15 protein-coding genes and 1 pseudogene are annotated in these 16,306 nt (G+C 67.2%); 7 read left to right on the top strand and 9 right to left on the bottom strand.

The genetic code is table 11. From position 1 onward, the window contains the following. Nucleotides 1–1,137, top strand: a pseudogene (locus A9W95_RS05965) (PPE family protein); the annotation flags it as partial. Here the strand turns inward: A9W95_RS05965 and A9W95_RS05960 are convergent. Both A9W95_RS05960 and A9W95_RS05955 read right to left on the bottom strand, forming a co-directional pair. Beyond that, on the bottom strand, nucleotides 1,131–1,823 hold the full coding sequence (locus A9W95_RS05960) for a class I SAM-dependent methyltransferase (protein WP_067409679.1): 693 nt from the start codon (nucleotides 1,821–1,823) through the stop codon (nucleotides 1,131–1,133). The pseudogene A9W95_RS05965 and the gene A9W95_RS05960 overlap by 7 nt on opposite strands. Before the next feature lie 20 nt (nucleotides 1,824–1,843). Next, the gene (locus A9W95_RS05955; protein WP_067409677.1) at nucleotides 1,844–3,316 is read right to left on the bottom strand and encodes a glutamate--cysteine ligase; all 1,473 of its coding nucleotides are present in this window, start codon (nucleotides 3,314–3,316) and stop codon (nucleotides 1,844–1,846) included. A 154-nt stretch (nucleotides 3,317–3,470) separates the two neighbouring features. On the opposite strand from A9W95_RS05955, the gene glpK reads away from it, so the two are divergent. Beyond that, nucleotides 3,471–4,937, top strand: a complete 1,467-nt coding sequence (gene glpK / locus A9W95_RS05950) for a glycerol kinase GlpK (RefSeq protein WP_371328029.1) — start codon at nucleotides 3,471–3,473, stop codon at nucleotides 4,935–4,937. Between the two features lie 59 nt (nucleotides 4,938–4,996). Here the strand turns inward: glpK and A9W95_RS05945 are convergent, their stop codons facing one another. Next, nucleotides 4,997–5,704 carry a PadR family transcriptional regulator gene (locus A9W95_RS05945; protein WP_067409674.1) on the bottom strand — a complete coding sequence of 236 codons (708 nt, stop codon included), beginning with the start codon at nucleotides 5,702–5,704 and terminating at the stop codon, nucleotides 4,997–4,999. 310 nt (nucleotides 5,705–6,014) lie between these two features. Here A9W95_RS05945 and A9W95_RS05940 point away from each other — a divergent pair, with 310 nt between their 5' ends. After that, nucleotides 6,015–6,404 carry a hypothetical protein gene (locus A9W95_RS05940; protein WP_067409672.1) on the top strand — a complete coding sequence of 130 codons (390 nt, stop codon included), beginning with the start codon at nucleotides 6,015–6,017 and terminating at the stop codon, nucleotides 6,402–6,404. Here A9W95_RS05940 and A9W95_RS05935 read toward each other — a convergent pair. Next, a complete protein-coding gene (locus tag A9W95_RS05935; RefSeq protein WP_067409671.1) occupies nucleotides 6,401–7,261 on the bottom strand; it encodes an RDD family protein in 861 nt (286 codons plus the stop codon). The two genes, A9W95_RS05940 and A9W95_RS05935, sit on opposite strands and share 4 nt — an antisense overlap. Nucleotides 7,262–7,324: 63 nt before the next feature. Here A9W95_RS05935 and A9W95_RS05930 point away from each other — a divergent pair, with 63 nt between their 5' ends. Further along, the gene (locus A9W95_RS05930; protein WP_067409682.1) at nucleotides 7,325–8,317 is read left to right on the top strand and encodes a stage II sporulation protein M; all 993 of its coding nucleotides are present in this window, start codon (nucleotides 7,325–7,327) and stop codon (nucleotides 8,315–8,317) included. A 6-nt stretch (nucleotides 8,318–8,323) separates the two neighbouring features. Here the strand turns inward: A9W95_RS05930 and A9W95_RS05925 are convergent, their stop codons facing one another. From A9W95_RS05925 to A9W95_RS05905, 5 genes are read right to left on the bottom strand one after another with little or no spacing between them, the layout of a single operon-like run. Then, the gene (locus A9W95_RS05925) at nucleotides 8,324–9,646 is read right to left on the bottom strand and encodes a DUF58 domain-containing protein (protein WP_067409670.1); all 1,323 of its coding nucleotides are present in this window, start codon (nucleotides 9,644–9,646) and stop codon (nucleotides 8,324–8,326) included. Further along, nucleotides 9,646–10,623: a MoxR family ATPase gene (locus tag A9W95_RS05920; protein ID WP_067409669.1), complete on the bottom strand. Its 978-nt coding sequence runs from the start codon at nucleotides 10,621–10,623 to the stop codon at nucleotides 9,646–9,648. Before A9W95_RS05920 ends, A9W95_RS05925 begins: the two co-directional genes overlap by 1 nt. Beyond that, nucleotides 10,620–11,783, bottom strand: a complete 1,164-nt coding sequence (locus tag A9W95_RS05915) for a DUF4350 domain-containing protein (RefSeq protein WP_067409668.1) — start codon at nucleotides 11,781–11,783, stop codon at nucleotides 10,620–10,622. The genes A9W95_RS05920 and A9W95_RS05915 overlap by 4 nt, the downstream gene beginning before the upstream one ends. Continuing rightward, entirely contained in the window at nucleotides 11,765–12,418 is a 654-nt protein-coding gene (locus A9W95_RS05910) for a DUF4129 domain-containing protein (RefSeq protein WP_067409667.1), read from the bottom strand. Before A9W95_RS05910 ends, A9W95_RS05915 begins: the two co-directional genes overlap by 19 nt. 9 nt (nucleotides 12,419–12,427) lie before the next feature. Further along, on the bottom strand, nucleotides 12,428–13,654 hold the full coding sequence (locus A9W95_RS05905) for a hypothetical protein (RefSeq protein ID WP_067409666.1): 1,227 nt from the start codon (nucleotides 13,652–13,654) through the stop codon (nucleotides 12,428–12,430). Nucleotides 13,655–13,790: 136 nt separating this feature from the next. Between A9W95_RS05905 and A9W95_RS05900 the strand changes: the two genes are divergently transcribed. From A9W95_RS05900 to A9W95_RS05890, 3 genes are all read left to right on the top strand, one after another. Then, nucleotides 13,791–14,255 (top strand): GatB/YqeY domain-containing protein, encoded by a 465-nt coding sequence (locus tag A9W95_RS05900; protein WP_067409665.1) that lies wholly within the window; start codon nucleotides 13,791–13,793, stop codon nucleotides 14,253–14,255. Between the two features lie 29 nt (nucleotides 14,256–14,284). Beyond that, nucleotides 14,285–15,271, top strand: coding sequence for an LLM class F420-dependent oxidoreductase (locus tag A9W95_RS05895; RefSeq protein ID WP_067409664.1), 987 nt, complete (start codon nucleotides 14,285–14,287; stop codon nucleotides 15,269–15,271). 114 nt (nucleotides 15,272–15,385) lie between these two features. Continuing rightward, nucleotides 15,386–16,306, top strand: a 921-nt coding sequence (locus tag A9W95_RS05890) for an SRPBCC family protein (protein WP_067409663.1), incomplete at its 3' end; no start/stop codon positions are given.

The following is a 16,306-nucleotide window of genomic DNA, read 5'->3' as shown; positions in this document are numbered from 1 at the left end:
TTCAATACGCCGCTGATAAAGATCACGCCGTGGAGCTTGCCCTCGATAACGGTCCCCAACTTCAGTTTCCCAACAATCAGTTTCCCGGACATCATCATTCCTGGTGGCGGCCAAACACTGATCACGTTGCACACGGCTTTCGCACTGGCTCCTGATTACCAAATTCAGCTCGGAAACATCAACATCAACCAGATATTGTTGGGTAGTCAAAACCCCGGCTCCTTCGGCGGATTCACCTTCCCGAGTATCGGAATCGGCCAGATGACGTTGCCGACGCTGAACATCAGCAACAACGGTGGCCCCTACACGTTCCCGTCCATCGGGGTGTCGGGCTTCACGATTCCGGCCCTGCAGATCAACCCCATCAGCCTGAAACCCTTCGACCTGCCGCAGATCAGTTGGCCGGCGTTCTCGACACCAGAGGTGACTATCCCGAGGATTGCACTCAGCGATTTCCTGCTGCCCCAACTCAGTTGGCCGGCGTTCACCACGCAGCCGTTTACGATTCCGCCGATCGGGATCGGCGATTTCCTGCTGCCGCAACTCAGTTGGCCGGCGTTCACCACGCCACAGTTCACCATCCCGCCCATCGGGATCGGCACCTTCAACCTGCCGCAGCTCGCGTCGGCGGCGTTCAAGCTGCCCGCCCTTGGAATTCCGCCCATCCACCTCGACCCGTTCAATCTGCCGCAGATCTTCTCCGAAGCGTTCGACCTGCCGTCGATCGGAATCCCGCCGATCGCGGTCGACGCGTTCAACCTGCCGGACGTCTTCATCCCGAGTATCCATCTGCCCAGCCAAAAGCTCTTCGAGTTCCAGATTCCGCCGGCCCCCGGCTTCGGCAACACCACCGACTCGATCGTCACCTCGTCGGGCTTCTTCAACACCGGCGGCGGCAACGTGTCGGGCTTCTTCAACAACGGGTCGAACGCCTCGGGCTTCTTCACCGGAAACCCGCTCGGACTCAACGGCGTATCGGGTTACAACGTCTTCGGCGAGATGTCTTCGGGCATCTCCAACCTAGGCGGCGGCGTCTCGGGCATCGCCAACATCGGCACCGCGACCGTAAACAGTCTCGTGTCCGGCCTGGAAAGCATCGGTACCAACCTCGCCGGAATCTTCCTGCAGAACTACTGAGCCGGTTTGTGCGCCTGCAACAGGTAGGCGGGGAACTTGATGCGGCCCTTCTCGTCGAGGTCGTGCGGCGGGAAGGCGATCGGGGTCTCGGGGACCTCGTTGGGGATTGCCGAGGCGTTGGCGTGGATGAACGCCGGGCGGATGTCGTCGATCTCCCAGTACTTGCTCACCGCCGCGCGCAACTCTTCCTCGTCGACCTCGTTGGGCTTGGTCTCCAGTTCGGCGGGGAAGGCGCCCTTGGCGAAGACCAGCACGTAGTAGTTGGCGCCGGGGGCCGCCGCGCGGTACACCGACCGGAGGTAGCCGTCGCGGCCCTCCACCGGTATGGAGTGGAACAGCGTGCTGTCCATCACGGTGGAGAAGCGGCCGTCGTAGCCGGTGAACGAGGTGATGTCGGCTTGCTCGAAGCTGGCTGTGGTCAGCCCGCGAGCCTGTGCGGCCTTGGTGGCCGCCGCGACCGCCGTCGGGGTGATGTCGATGCCCACCACGGTGTAACCCGCGCCGGCCAGCGCCAACGACAATTCGGCGAAGCCACATCCGGCGTCGAGAACATCGCTGCGGACCTTTCCCGCCGCGATCAAGGCGGCCAGTTCCGGTTGCGGTTCACCGATGTTCCAGGGCGGCGGCCCCTCGAACGCGCCTTCTCCGCGGTATGCCCCGTCCCAGTCCATAACCTCAGAAGTCATGGCTCCCAACGTACGCGCCGCTAGACGTCCCAGTTGTGCACCGGCTCGTTGGCGTGCATGTGCTCGCAATACCGGCGCACCATCTCGGCCAACGCCGCAGGCCGGCTCAGCCCCGCGTCTTCCAGTGCCGCCACGGTGGCCACTTGCCAGCTCGCGCCGTTGCGACCGGCCTTGGCCCGCCCCTCGATGACACCGAGGAACCGCTCCCGCACCTCGACGTCGACGCCCCAGCGTCGCAACCCGTCGTCGGCCATGGGCAGCAGCGTGTCCAGCACCAGCTCGCGCGCGCTGACCTCGCCGAGCTCGGGCCAGCGCATGCGGGCATCGATGCCGTCCTTGGCCGCGGCCAGGAAATTCTTCTGCGCCACAACGAAATCCAGACGTGTCCACAAGGGGCGGTCCGCTTCGGCCAAGGTACGCAGCAAGCCGTAGTAGAACGCCGAATTGGCCAGCATGTCCACCACGGTCGGGCCGGCCGGCAACACCCGGTTCTCCAGCCGCAGATGCGGGCGGCCGTCGACCACGTCGTACACCGGCCGGTTCCACCGGTAGACGGTGCCGTTGTGCAACCGCAACTCCGAAAGTTGCGGGGTGCGTCCGGCCGCCAACTCGGCGGCTGGGTCCTCCTCGGATACCTCGGGCAGCAACGACGGGAAGTAGCGGACGTTCTCCTGGTACAGGTCGAGCACCGAGCTGATCCAGCGCTCCCCGAACCACACCCGCGGCCGCACTCCTTGGGTCTTCAATTCCTCGGGCCGGGTGTCGGTGGACTGGGCGAACAGCTCGATTCGCGTTTCGGCCCATAGTCGGTGGCCGAAAAAGTACGGCGAGTTGGCCCCGAGCGCCAGCTGGGGGCCGGCCAGCACCTGGGCGGCGTTCCAGTGCGCCGCGAAATCGCCGGGAGACAGCTGAAGATGCAATTGCATGCTGGTACAGGCCGATTCGGGGGCGATGGAGGCCGCCTGCCAGCTCAGCGGCTCCGGGCCGGAGATGTTGATCGGGATGTCCTCGCCGCGGGCGCTGAAGATGGAGTCGTTCAACGCCGTGTAGCGCGTCGACTCGCTCATCCAACCCTCGTCGAGATGCTCGGGCATCAACGTGGGCAGGATGCCGATCATGACGATGTGACTGCCGCGGGCGTTGGCCTTCTGCTCGGCGTCGTTGAGGCTACGGCGTACCTCTTCTTCCAGGTCCAAGCCGGTGTGCCCGGGAAGCGGTCGCGGCGGAACATTGAATTCGATGTTGTAGGCGCCCAACTCGGTTTGATAGGCCGGATCGGCGATGGCGTCCAGGACGTGTCGGTTCGACATGGCCGGCTGGTAGTCGGCATCGACGAGGTTGCACTCGATCTCCATGCCGGTGAGCGGGCGGTCGGCATCGAAGCTGGATCGCGCGAGCATCGTCTCGAAGACGTCCAAGCACAACTGCACCTTGCGCCGGTACTCCCGCCGTTGGGTGCGGTCATACGTGGTGCGCTTGACCTCTTCGCCCACAACTGCGATGCAACAGGTTTACCGACCGCGACGCAACTACGCGCATCATGGACCATTGCATGCAGTGTCGTAGGTCACCAACGAGGAGAGCAATTTGCCTGAGTCGCCTGAGTTTGTCGCCGCCATAGACCAGGGCACCACCAGCACCCGCTGCATGATCTTCGACCACGACGGCGCCGAAGTGGCCCGTCACCAACTCGAACACGAGCAGATCCTGCCGCGCGCCGGCTGGGTGGAACACGACCCCGTGGAAATCTGGGAGCGCACCTCCTCGGTGCTCATGTCGGTGCTCAACCGCGCCGACCTGGCGGCCAAAGACCTTGCCGCGCTGGGCATCACCAACCAACGTGAGACCACCCTGGTGTGGAACCGGCGCACCGGACGGCCGTACTACAACGCGATCGTCTGGCAGGACACCCGCACCGACCGCATCGCCTCGGCATTGGACCGCGACGGTGGCGGCGAGGTGATCCGCCGCAAGGCCGGCCTGCCGCCGGCCACCTACTTCTCCGGCGCAAAGCTGCAGTGGATCCTGGACAACGTCGACGGAGTGCGCCAAGCCGCCGAAAGTGGCGACGCGCTGTTCGGCACGACCGACAGCTGGGTGCTGTGGAATCTGACCGGCGGCCCGCGCGGCGGCGTGCACGTCACCGATGTGACCAATGCCAGCCGCACCATGCTGATGAACCTCGAGACGCTGGACTGGGACGACGAACTGCTGTCGTTGTTCACCATCCCGCGGGCGATGCTGCCGTCCATCCAGGCGTCGTCGCCGGTGCAGCCCTACGGCGTCACCCTCGAAACCGGCCCGCTCGGCGGCGAGGTGCCGATCACCGGGATGCTCGGTGACCAGCACGCCGCGATGGTCGGCCAAGTGTGCCTCGACACCGGCGAAGCGAAGAACACGTATGGCACCGGCAATTTTCTGCTGCTCAATACCGGCGAGACAATCGTGCGGTCCGACAACGGACTGTTGACCACGGTCTGCTACCAGTTCGGCGACGCCAAACCGGTGTACGCGCTGGAAGGTTCGATCGCGGTGACCGGGTCGGCGGTGCAATGGTTGCGCGATCAGCTGGGCATCATCAGTGGCGCTGCGCAAAGTGAGGCTTTGGCGCGCCAGGTCGACGACAACGGCGGGGTGTATTTCGTGCCGGCCTTCTCCGGGTTGTTCGCTCCGTACTGGCGCTCGGATGCCCGCGGCGCCATCGTCGGTCTGTCCCGGTTCAACACCAACGCTCACCTGGCCCGCGCGACGCTGGAGGCGATCTGTTACCAGAGTCGAGACGTGGTGGACGCGATGGCAGCCGACTCTGGCGTGCGCCTGGAGGTGTTGAAGGTGGACGGCGGCATCACCGCGAATGACCTGTGCATGCAGATCCAGGCCGACGTGCTCGGTGTGGACGTGGTGCGGCCGGTGGTCGCCGAGACCACCGCCCTGGGAGCGGCCTACGCCGCCGGGCTGGCCGTCGGATTCTGGGACGACCCGTCCGATCTGCGCGCCAACTGGAATGAGGACAAACGCTGGACGCCGGCGTGGAGTGATGACCAGCGTGCCGAGGGTTATGCGGGGTGGCGCAAAGCCGTCGAGCGGACCCTCGACTGGGTCGACGTCTCCTGACCGCGCCCAGTGCCGCGAGCGTGCGTGGCTGCGCACGCCCGCGGCAGGAGGATGGTGGGCTAGTCCTCGCCGAGGATGCCGTAGATCTCGCGGCGGGCATTGTTGACGATCTCGACGATCCGCTGCTGCTGTTCGGCGGTGGCGGTGTGCGCCGACTGCGCGACCGCGCCGAACAGCTGCCCGACCGCCGCGCGTAGGTTCATCTGGCCCGGGTCGACGCCCTCGGCGATTTCGTCCCACGGCGGGTTGGCCACCTTCTCGGCGGCGGCCCGTCCGTCGTCGGTCAGCTCGAAGAGCTTCTTGCTGCCGTCGGACTCGCTGGCCCTGATCAGGCCTTCGTCGTCTAGGAGCTGCAACGTCGGGTAAACCGAGCCGGGACTGGGCCGCCAGATGCCGTTACTGCGTTCGGCGATCTGCTGAATCATCTCGTAGCCGTGCATCGGCCGCTCGGCCAGCAGGACGAGGATGGCCGCGCGGACGTCACCGCGTCGGCCGCGACCGCCCCGTCGCCAGCCGCCGCGCGGACCGCCAGGGCCCCCGAACCCGGGTCCGAACCCGAAGCCGCCCCGGAAGCCGGGCCCGAACCCGGGCCCGAAACCGGCACCGAAGCCCAATGGCCCGTCGTCGGCCGCGTGGTCGCGGAGGTGCTCGAAGAATTCCCGTTTGGCTTGCCGTTTGGCGTCGTGCAGAGCGCGTCGGTGTACAGGACCCGGTCCGAAACCGAACCCCGAGAACGGCCCGCCGGGTGGAATGAAGGGGTTGTGCATGAGTTCTCCTTGAACTGTGGGGAAGCGCTATACGGCGCTTCGGTATATCAACTAAGCATCACGATATATCGCAAACTATCGGCGCGCAACGTCGGATTTCGGCGTCGCTAGCCGGGAGTCGTCGAGTCTCACGTTTGCCCACCTGACAGCGACAATGGCGGTCAAGCGGCCGCCCAATGCGGATTGTCGCTCTGAGGCGGGCAGAAAGAGTGGCGCCGGTGAAAGGGGCTGGTGTGATCAGTGAGGCGGCTGTCGCGGGCGGTACGTCACGCCGGTTTGCATCGCCCTTATGCGGGGTAGCACCTGAGCGATGAACGGCGAGAATCAGCACCTCACACTGCGGACCGGTCCGGGCAGCGCCACTCAGCCCAGACCGGGTGAGGACGGCCCCGGCGCGACGAATCGGTCCTGGGTCAACTGGGTGCTGGCGCTGTTGACCGTGCCCGGGGCGGCAATCGTGATGCTGTTCGCGCTCGGGGCGGTGATGAGCACCGACTCCTGCATCGACAGCCAGTGCTCCAACCTGGGTCTTGGGGTCAACTTCGACGTGTTGTTCTACGGCCCACCGTTTGTGGCGCTGGCGGTCATCGTTGCCTCCGTCTTCACTGCCAAGCGCCGCGCCGGAATCGCGGTCCCGCTGTGCGGGCTGGCGTTGCTGATCGCCGACGTCGCCTTGCTCGCGCTGTCAGTGCAGCACTAACTCGGGGGCGAGAAGCCGCCCACGCTCGGCGGTTGCTGCGGCCCGGGCTGCGGCGGCTCCGCCGGCCAAGGGTCCGCGTGTGGTGGTGGCGGAGGTGGCCAGGGTGGTTGAGGAGCCACCGGGCGCAATCGAGCCAGTTCCCGGCGGTGCCGCTCGGCCAACACGGCGGCAAGGACCAGTTGCGGCGGTACCCCAGGCGGTGGCGGCGGCGCAACCCGGGACAGCACGTCGTTGGCTATCCGGTAGGCCATCTGATCGCGCAGCGCTGGATCGAGTTGCGGTGCGCGCGAAAGGAATTGGCGCGCCACCTCGGCCTGCCCGGCGCTGAGCCCGGACAGCTGCAAGGACGACGCCCACCACGCCAACGCCGGTGGCATCATCGGTGGCGGCCCCAGCCTGGGACCGCGTTCGCTGACGACGACCGTGCCGGCGAAGATGTCGCCGATGCGCTTGGCTTTGGAAGACAAGATGCTGCAGATCACCGCCGGACTGCCGAACAACATCCAAATCTCGACCGCCGACGCCAACGCGCGAAACAGCGCCTGCCGGAACCGCTCTGGGCCGCCGTCGTCGGACACCACGCGTAGGCCCATCACGATCTTGCCCACCGACCGGCCGCGCGTCGCCGTTTCCAACGCCAGGGGATAGCCGACGATCACCAGCACAGTGAAGATGATCAGAAACGCGACCGTCAGCGCTTCGTCGAACTCGGTGAGCGCGGCCGCCCACAACATCAGGCCGAGCAGATAGCCGATGAACATGACGAAGATGTCGATGAGCGCGCTCACAGCCCGCACCGGCAACTGCGCGATCTGCACATCGAGGACCACCGCGTCCCCGGTCACCACCTCCGACATACTCCGGAACGGTACAGGTTTTGCCGCGGTTGCCCGCTGGACTGGATGGGTAGGCTGCGCAGCGTGGACGTCGACGCGTTCTTGCTGACTCACCGCGCGACCTGGGACCGGCTCGACGAGCTGATCAAACGGCGCCGCTCGTTGAGCGGAGCGGAGGTCGACGAGCTCGTCGAGCTCTATCAGCGCGTGTCCACCCATTTGTCCATGCTGCGGTCGGTGTCGTCGGACTCGCTGGTGGTGGGGCGGCTGTCCAGCCTGGTCGCGCGGGCCCGCTCGGCGGTCACTGGCGCCCACGCCCCGCTGTCCAGTACGTTCGTCCGGTTCTGGACGGTGTCTTTCCCGGTGGTTGCCTACCGCACTTGGCGGTGGTGGCTGGGGACCGCGGTGGTGTTCTTCGCCGTCGCGGTGGTCATCGGTTTCTGGGTGGCCGGCAGCCCGGAAGTGCAGTCGCTGGTCGGAACCCCCACGGACATCGACGAATTGGTCAACCACGACGTGCAGTCCTATTACAGCGAACACCCCGCCGCGGCGTTCGCGCTGCAAGTCTGGGTGAACAACTCGTGGGTCGCCGCCAAGTGCATCGCAATGTCTGTCGTTCTCGGACTGCCGATCCCGGTGGTGCTGTTCGAGAACGCCGCCAACCTGGGCGTCATCGGCGGCCTGATGTTCCAGGCGGGCAAGGGCGGTTTACTGCTGGGCCTGCTGCTTCCGCACGGATTGCTCGAGCTGACGGCGGTCTTTCTGGCCGGTGCCAGCGGCATGCGGCTGGGCTGGTCGGTGATCGCGCCCGGGGACCGGCCGCGCGGGCAGGTGCTCGCCGAGCAAGGCCGTGCGGTGGCGTCGGTCGCGGTGGGATTGGTGGCCGTGCTCCTGGTTGCGGGCCTGATCGAAGCGATGGTGACGCCGTCGCCATTGCCGACGTTCCTTCGGGTCGGCATCGGTGCGCTGGCCGAGGCGGCGTTCCTGTCCTACGTCGTCTACTTCGGGCGCCGCGCCGCGCGGATGGGAGAAACCGGCGATATTGAGGACGCACCGGACGTGGTGCCCACGGCCTGACGACCTTCACAGCCGGCCCGTCGCCTTCATGGCCAGATAGCGGTCGGCCAGACCGGGCGCGAGTTCGCTCGGCGGTTCGTCCACCACTTCCACACCGTCGCGGCGCAGTCGCGATGCGATGGCGCGCCGGTCGTTGCGGGCGCGTTCCGCGGCCGCCGCGTCGTAGACCGCTGCGGCATCCGAACGCCCGGCGGCTAACTCGTCGATGCGGGGGTCGGCGACCGCGGCGACCAGCACGTGATGCTTGGTGGCCAAGCGCGGCAGTACGGGAAGCAGTCCCTCGTCCAGAGCGGTCGCGTTGAGGTCGGTTAGCAAGACCACCAGTGAACGCCGGCGAGTGCGTCGCGCGATGGTGGCAACCATTGCGCGCCAATCTGATTCGACCAGCGCGGGTTGCAGCGGAGCCATCGCGTTGACCAATTGGGCCAGCAGCTCGGTACGCGATGCACCGAAGACGCCGGCCCGGCTGACCCGGTCGTGCGCCAGGAAGTCCACATGGTCACCGGCGCGCGAGGCCAATGCCGCCAGCAGCAGCGCAGCGTCCATCGCCCAGTCCAGCCGGGGCCATCCGGCCGGGTCGGCGGCCGTCGGGTCGACACCCACTCGACCGGCGGCCATGCGTCCGGTGTCCAGGACGATGACCACTCGCCGGTCGCGCTCGGGTCGCCAGGTGCGCACCATGACGTCGGCGCGTCGGGCGGTGGCGCGCCAGTCGATCGAGCGGACGTCATCGCCGACGACATACTCACGCAGCGAATCGAATTCGGTGCCCTGCCCGCGGATCAGGGTGGGCAGTAAACCGTCGATCTCGCGCAGCTTGGCCAGTCGCGACGGCAGATGCTTGCGCGACAAGAATGGCGGCAGCACTCGCACGGTGGCAGGCACCGCCTGGGACCCCTGCCGGCCGGCCAACCCCAGCGGTCCGATCGAGCGGGCGGTCACCACCGCTGCACGCTGGTCGCCCCGTCGCACCGGCCGCAGCGTGGTGTCGACCCGCTGTTGTTCCCCGGCTGACAGGCGTATTCGGTGGGTCCGTGGCTCGGCGCGCGCGCTGGGCGGCCAGGCATCGCGGACCTGACCTCGGAATCGGCGCCGGCCGTCATTGTGAATCATCAGCCCGGCCGTCACCGACTGGCCGAGCCGCGCCGACGAGTCCGGGGACCGGGAATAGCGCAGGCCCCGCGTACTGGCCGCTAATACCACGTCGACGGCCACAGCCGCCGCCAACGCCACCAGCAGGATGACGAAAGCTCTTGCGGGCCAGGGGGATAGCGCTATCGGCAGGACGCAGAGCAACGCCAGCAGGCCGGTGCGCCCGGTGAGGATCACTAGCGGGGTACCGGGACCGAGGCCAAAATCCCGTCCAGCACGCCGTCGGGCGTGGCGCCCTCGAGTTCGGCTTCCGGGCGCAGCATCACCCGGTGACGCAGTGTCGGGCGGGCCATGGCCTTCACGTCGTCAGGAGTGACGTAGTTGCGCCCGGACAGCCACGCCCACGACCGCGCCGTGCCTAACAGCGCCGTCGCCCCGCGCGGTGACACCCCCAACTGCAGGGCGGGCGAGGAGCGGGTGGCCGCGACGATGTCGACGATGTAGCCGAGGACCTCGTCGGCGACCAGCACCTGGCGTACCGCCTCGCGTCCGGCCGTCAGTTCGGCGGGACCGGCGACCGGCTTGATGCCGGACAAGTCGCGGGGATCGAAGCCGTGCGCGTGCCGGCCCAGGATGGCGATCTCGGCGTCGCGTGCCGGCAGGGTGACATTCAGCTTGAGTAGAAAGCGGTCGAGTTGGGCTTCTGGCAGCTGGTAGGTGCCTTCGTATTCGATCGGGTTCTGGGTGGCCGCGACGATGAACGGGTCGGGCAGCGCCTTGGGTTCACCGTCGACGCTGACCTGGCGCTCCTCCATCGCCTCGAGCAGCGCCGCCTGGGTCTTCGGCGGGGTGCGGTTTATCTCGTCGGCCAGCATCAAGTTGGTGAACACCGGTCCCGGCCGGAACGCGAACTCGGCGGTGCGCGCGTCGTACACCAGCGACCCGGTGACGTCACCGGGCATCAGGTCGGGAGTGAACTGCACCCGCTTGAATTCCAGCTGCAGGGCCGCCGACAGGGCCCGAATCATCAAGGTCTTCGCCACGCCGGGGACACCTTCGAGCAGCACGTGGCCACGGCACAGCAGCGCGATGACCAGGCCGCTGATCACCCCCTCTTGTCCGACGACGGCCTTACCGATCTCAGCGCGTAGCGACAACAGCGCCTCACGCGCGGCGTCGGCGGCCGGCGGCTGGGCGGGAGTGGTTTGTGTCACGAGTGAGTGACCTGCCTTTCGATGTCGTCGAGCGCACGGGCAAGTTGTAGCAAGTCGGTGTCGGTGGCCGGTGGCGGGCCGTACAGGTGGTAGCGCACGAACTCCGGGTCGGCGCCGCTGCGTTGGGCGATAGTCGCCACCACTGCCGGCGGTGAAGCTCCCGCGCCGACGCCCAAGCGCGGCACCAGCCGCTGCACGGTGGCGGTCCGCAACGCATCCGCGGCGCGGTCGCGAGCCCGGCGGGATCGGTAGAGGCGGCCGCGGCCTTCCACGGTTTCCGAAGCACGAACCACGACGGGCAGCTCCTCGGCTATCAGCGGACCCACGCGGCGTCCTTTCCACAGCGCGACCAATATGACCACCAGCCATAACTGCCAGACCAACCAGGTCACGTTCGCCGGGATCAGGTCGAATATCGACGTGGCAGGCGAGCTTTCACCCTCAACGCGTTGAGGTGCGAACCAAACGACGCGCGGCCGATCACCCGCGAGATTCATTGCCAACGCCGCGTTGCCCGCCTGCAGCAGGCCGTCGTTGGTCATGAACTTGCTGCTGCCGACGACCGTCACCGTTCGGGTACCGTGGCTGCCCGAGTCCCGATAGCGGACCACCGCGCCGCCGTAGCAACTGGTGACCGTCAGGTTGCCTTTGGCCTCGTAGGTGTCACTGGGACCGAAATTCACCGACCCGGCGCGATTGGCTTCTCGCAGTGAGCAGTTCGGATGACTGTCGAACGGGTCGGCCGACCCTATGCGCAGGCCGGGACTCAGTGCCGCGCGGGTCCGTGAGGTGGGATCGACGAGCAGCAGGTCGCCGGGTGCTTTGGCCAGGCGGTCGAGAAGTGCGGTGTCGGTCAGGTATTGGCTCTGAGCGACCAGCAGCAACGTGTCCGGGCGCGCGGCCGTTTCCACGTCGGCGACGTTGTTGGCGACCACGACCTCCACCCCGGCGTCGCGAAGCAGTGTCACGAGCGCATGCGCGCCGGACGGATTGGTGGATTCGGGATCCATTGTCCCGCCAGGCCGTGGTGCGGTCAGGTAGGTGGTGAGGGAGGCGACAATCGTGATCGCCGCCAGGGCCAGCAAGATTCCGCGCCACGGCCGCCGGCGCCGGACGTACTCGGGCTGCAGACGAGTGTCGGTCACCGCACCTGAGCCCATGAGTCGGCGGCGACGGGTCTGGGTCCCGCTGAGTGCGCGGTCGGGTTGCGGGACCGCAGGTGATCGTCGAGGTCAGCGATCATTCGGTAGGCGGCTTCGGTTCCGGGCCGCTCGCCGTAGGTCACATCGTTGAATGCCGTTGCTGACTCGGCCAATTCGCCGGTCAACTGGGGGAGCGCCGCGCCGGCGTCATCGGCCAGCTCGTTGGCGGTGCGTCCGGCCATCGGTTGCAGCACACCGGTCTCTTCCAGCTGGCGAGCGAGGGCCCGCAACCGGTGGCGAATCGCTGCGGCCCAATTCCCTTCCGCCGCATAGCGTTCCGCGGTCGCCCGGTGTTGGGCTGCGGTCAGTTGACTGGCGTCGAAGAGCGGTTGGTCACCGCCGCGGTTGGTGCGCGTCGTGTTGCGCGCGATTCGGATGGCGACGACGACACCGATTGCGGCCAGGATCAGCAGCACCGTGACGGTGAACCATCCCCCGGAGACCTGCGAGCCCTTCTCCAACAACCGGTACAGCAGCTCATTGATCCAGTCGCTGAACGCCTTGGTCGGTGAGTCCTTCGGATAGATCGGTTTGTTGAGTTCGCGCTGTGCGGCCTGATGGGCGGCATCGCGGTCGATGTCGATGGAAGGCAATGTCGATCCCTACACCGGCCGGGTCAGCCATAGATTGTCGGTGGACTCCACCGCCGCCGGTCCGCCTGCCGCCCCGGTCTGCAGGACGAGGTCGAATGCTTCGGCGCGCATTCGACGATCCATGTAGAGCAGCACCACCACTCCGGCGGTGAACGGCGCGGTGATGATCTGGCTGATCGCGCCGCCGATGCTGCTCAGGGTGGTTCCGATCAGCAGCATGGCGGTCGACCCGCCGGCGGCGCCCATGAGTTGGCCGACGACGCTGAACGGCGCCGACACCGCACCCCCGACCACACCCACTACCAGCGCCGTCAGCAACCGGATGCCCAGCACCCGCCAGAAGCCCCCCTTCACCAGTGCGAACGACCGGCCGATCGCTTCGAGGACCGGCAACCGTTCCAGCACGATCAACACCGGCGCGAACAGCAGCACCGTGTAGAGGTACACCACCAGCAGACCGACCAACAGCAGCAGCGGGAACCCGAGCAGCAGCGCGACGGCTCCGTTGCCCACCACGCCGATGCCGACCAGGATCACGATGACCAGTCCGACCAGCGCCACCAGCCCGGCGGCCTCGATCAGCGCCAGAGCGAGCAACGCCAGCAGGCGGCCTCGCACCTTGGTCCAGGCTTCCCGAACGGTGATGGGCGACCCGAACACCGCCCGCCCGACGATGACGGTGAGCATCCCGCTCAGCAACATGCCGCCCAACCAGGTCACCAGCAGACCGCCGCCGATCGAGGCCAACCACGCGCCGACGACACCGCCGGACAGCTCGTCGGGCTCAGCGTCGCTCAGGTTGCCGTAGGCCGCCAACGGTCCGAGCGTGGCCAGCAACGTGATGACCTGCATGACCACCACGACCATCGCGGTCAAGCCCAGTGTCGCCTTGGGATTGGCGCGAACGTAGCCCACGGCTCCGTTGAAGATGTCGCTGAGCGTCAACGGCCGTAGCGGGATGATGCCCGGTTTAGCCGCACCCGGGACGAGCGGCGGCCCGTACGGCGAACCCGGCGGCCCACCGTATCCGGGCGGCGGGCCGTATCCCGGGATCGCACCGTAACCGGGCCCGTACGCCGGACTCGGCCCATACGCTGGGGGCGGACCATATGCCGGAGATGGGCCGTACGCGGGCGGTGGTCCGTAGGCCGGCGGCACGCCGTACGCCGGCGGCAGGCCGTAGGCAGGAGGGACGGGCGGCTGACCGACCGGATAGCCAGGCGGCAGCGTGCTCACCGGGGGTAGCTACCGTCGTCGTTCGTCATGGCCTCCATCCTGTCGGCGCACGAGGCATTTCACAATGTGAGTCCGGTGGGCGAGTCCGGTGGTCGCCTCTCGATCGGACCCGGTCCCGGCGCGTAGCGTCGCAGCCATGGCGGAACTCAAATCCCGGCTCCGGTCGGACCTGACCGAGGCGATGAAGACGCAGGACAAGTTGCGCACCGCGACGCTGCGCATGGTGCTCGCCGCAATCCAAAACGAAGAGGTCTCCGGCAAACAGGCCAAGGAGCTCTCCGACGAAGAGGTACTCAAGGTGCTGGCCAGAGAATCTCGCAAGCGCGGTGAGGCGGCCGAGATCTACACCCAGAACGGCCGCGGCGAGCTCGCCGCCAACGAGCACGCCGAAGCCCGGATCATCGACGGGTACCTGCCCACACCGCTCACCGAGGCAGAGCTCGCCGACGTCGCCGACACCGCGATCGCGCAGGTGGCCGAACAGATCGGCCAGCGGCCCAGCATGAAGCAGATGGCCCTGGTGATGAAGACGGCCACGGCGATCGCTGAAGGCAAAGCCGACGGCGCGCGACTGTCCGCCGCGGTGAAAGACCGGCTTTAGCGACGCCGTCACGGGGTACCCGGGAGGGTATGGCGCGTTTCGGCTACACCCTCATGACAGAGCAGACCGGCCCCAAAGAGCTTGTGCGCGACGCCGTTTCGGCCGAGCAGCGGGGCTTCGACTTCGAAGTGTGCAGTGATCATTTCTCGCCATGGCTGACCACGCAAGGACATGCCCCCAACGCCTGGGCGGTGCTAGGTGCGGTGGCGCACGTGACCGAACGGGTGGATCTGTACACCTACGTCACGTGCCCGACGATGCGATACCACCCGGCGATCGTCGCGCAGCAGGCCGCCACCGTCCAGATCCTGTCCGACGGACGATTCACCCTCGGATTGGGAAGTGGGGAGAACCTCAACGAGCACGTGGTCGGCAAAGGCTGGCCGACCGTCGAGCGCCGGCAGGACATGCTGCGAGAGGCCATCAAGATCATCCGTGAGCTGTTCGGCGGGGACCTGGTGGACTGGCGCGGCGAGTACTTCCAGGTCGATTCAGCGCGGTTGTGGGATGTGCCCGACATCCCGCCGGGCCTTGCGGTGGCGATGGCCGGACAGCGAGGTGTGGACAAGTTCGGCAAGCTCGCCGACCACCTGGCTGCCGTGGAACCCGACAAAGAACTGGTCGACGCCTGGCATATCGCCCGGCAAAGCGGAGGCTGGCCGGGCGCTGGGCGGGTGATCGGCCAGATTCCGGTGTGTTGGGACCCCGACCGTGACGCCGCCATCGAGCGCGCGCATGACCAGTTTCGCTGGTTCGCCGGCGGGTGGTCGGTCAACGCCGACCTGCCCACGCCGGCCGGGTTCGCCGGCGCGACCCAGTTCGTGCGGCCCGAAGACGTCGCCGAAAGCATTCCGTGCGGTCCTGACCTGGACGCTATCGTGGAAGGTGTGCGGCCGTTCTGGGAGGCCGGCTTCACCGACATCGCGCTCATCCAGATCGGTGGCCAGACCCAGCAGCAGTTCCTCGAACAGGCCGCCGAACCCCTGCTGGAAAAGCTGCGGGCGGCTGCGAGCTGACACGTTTGGCGCCACGTCGCACGGGTATGGGTGCGAATACGAACGATGGCTGGGCACACCACGAGACCGCCGGAGTGTCGCCGGCGGCTGTCCGCCCACGCAAGGAGTGTGTGAATGAGTGACCCTGAGGCGAACACGACGACGAAACTGGTGAAGGGACTCGGCGTGGCCAGCCTCGGGCTGGGCCTCAGCGAAGTGCTGGCCCCTGGGAAAGTCACCGCCTTGGCGGGCGTGGACGATACGCCGCGGTCGCGCCTGGTGACCCGCGCGCTGGGAGTCCGCGAATGCGGCCACGGCGCCGCGCTGTTGCTGGGCTCGGAGAAATTGGTGTGGACCCGCGTGGCAGGTGACGTGCTCGACGTCGCGGTGCTCGCGGCCGGCGTGGTGCGGCGCGGCCCCGGCCGGCGCCGGCGAGGCGCCGTAACCGCGCTCGCGTTGACGGCCATCGGTGCGGCCGACCTCTACGCCGCATTGCGCACCATGGACTCTGGGTCGTCCGCCGGCGGGGGTCGACACGCGGGCGCCTCGCGGCACCACACCTTGCGCGCCGCGGTCACCGTGCGGCGTTCACCCGAGGACGTCTACGGCTACTGGCGCAATCTGGAGAACCTGCCCAGCTTCATGTTTCACCTGGAATCGGTGTCCGCCGGGCCCGACGGCCGTTCGCATTGGGTGGCCAAATCGCCTATCGGACAACCGGTGCAGTGGGATGCCCAGATCACCGAAGACGAACCGAACCAGCGAATCGCGTGGCAGTCGTTGCCCGGCTCGGGAATCGAGAACGGCGGCAGCGTGGAGTTCCGGCCCGACGCGTCGGGCAAGAGCACCGAGGTTAGGGTGATGATCGGCTACCACCTGCCCGGCGGTGCGTTGGGCAAAGCCGCAGCGACACTGCTTGGGGAATCGCCGGACCAGCAGGTCAATGACGACCTGCGCCGCTTCAAGCAAATCATGGAAACCGGGCAGGTGGTGCGTTCCGACGGGTCCCCCGACGGCACCGTCGCCTTCCGGCAGATGCATCAACAGAAGGCGCAA

The sequence above is a fragment of the Mycobacterium sp. 1423905.2 genome (assembly GCF_001673155.1).
GTDB lineage: Bacteria > Actinomycetota > Actinomycetes > Mycobacteriales > Mycobacteriaceae > Mycobacterium.
The sequence above is the reverse complement of the archived record's forward strand: the minus strand, read 5'-3'. Positions and strand labels throughout refer to the sequence as shown.

Bases quoted from the DNA above. Each gene is read 5' to 3' on its own strand.
- A9W95_RS05960 (WP_067409679.1), bottom strand. From the start codon at position 1,823: ATGACTTCTGAGGTTATGGACTGGGACGGGGCATACCGCGGAGAAGGC.
- A9W95_RS05900 (WP_067409665.1), top strand. From the start codon at position 13,791: ATGGCGGAACTCAAATCCCGGCTCCGGTCGGACCTGACCGAGGCGATG.
- glpK (WP_371328029.1), top strand. From the start codon at position 3,471: ATGATCTTCGACCACGACGGCGCCGAAGTGGCCCGTCACCAACTCGAA.
- A9W95_RS05935 (WP_067409671.1), bottom strand. From the start codon at position 7,261: ATGTCGGAGGTGGTGACCGGGGACGCGGTGGTCCTCGATGTGCAGATC.
- A9W95_RS05895 (WP_067409664.1), top strand. From the start codon at position 14,285: ATGGCGCGTTTCGGCTACACCCTCATGACAGAGCAGACCGGCCCCAAA.
- A9W95_RS05915 (WP_067409668.1), bottom strand. From the start codon at position 11,783: ATGGGCTCAGGTGCGGTGACCGACACTCGTCTGCAGCCCGAGTACGTC.
- A9W95_RS05945 (WP_067409674.1), bottom strand. From the start codon at position 5,704: ATGCACAACCCCTTCATTCCACCCGGCGGGCCGTTCTCGGGGTTCGGT.
- A9W95_RS05940 (WP_067409672.1), top strand. From the start codon at position 6,015: ATGAACGGCGAGAATCAGCACCTCACACTGCGGACCGGTCCGGGCAGC.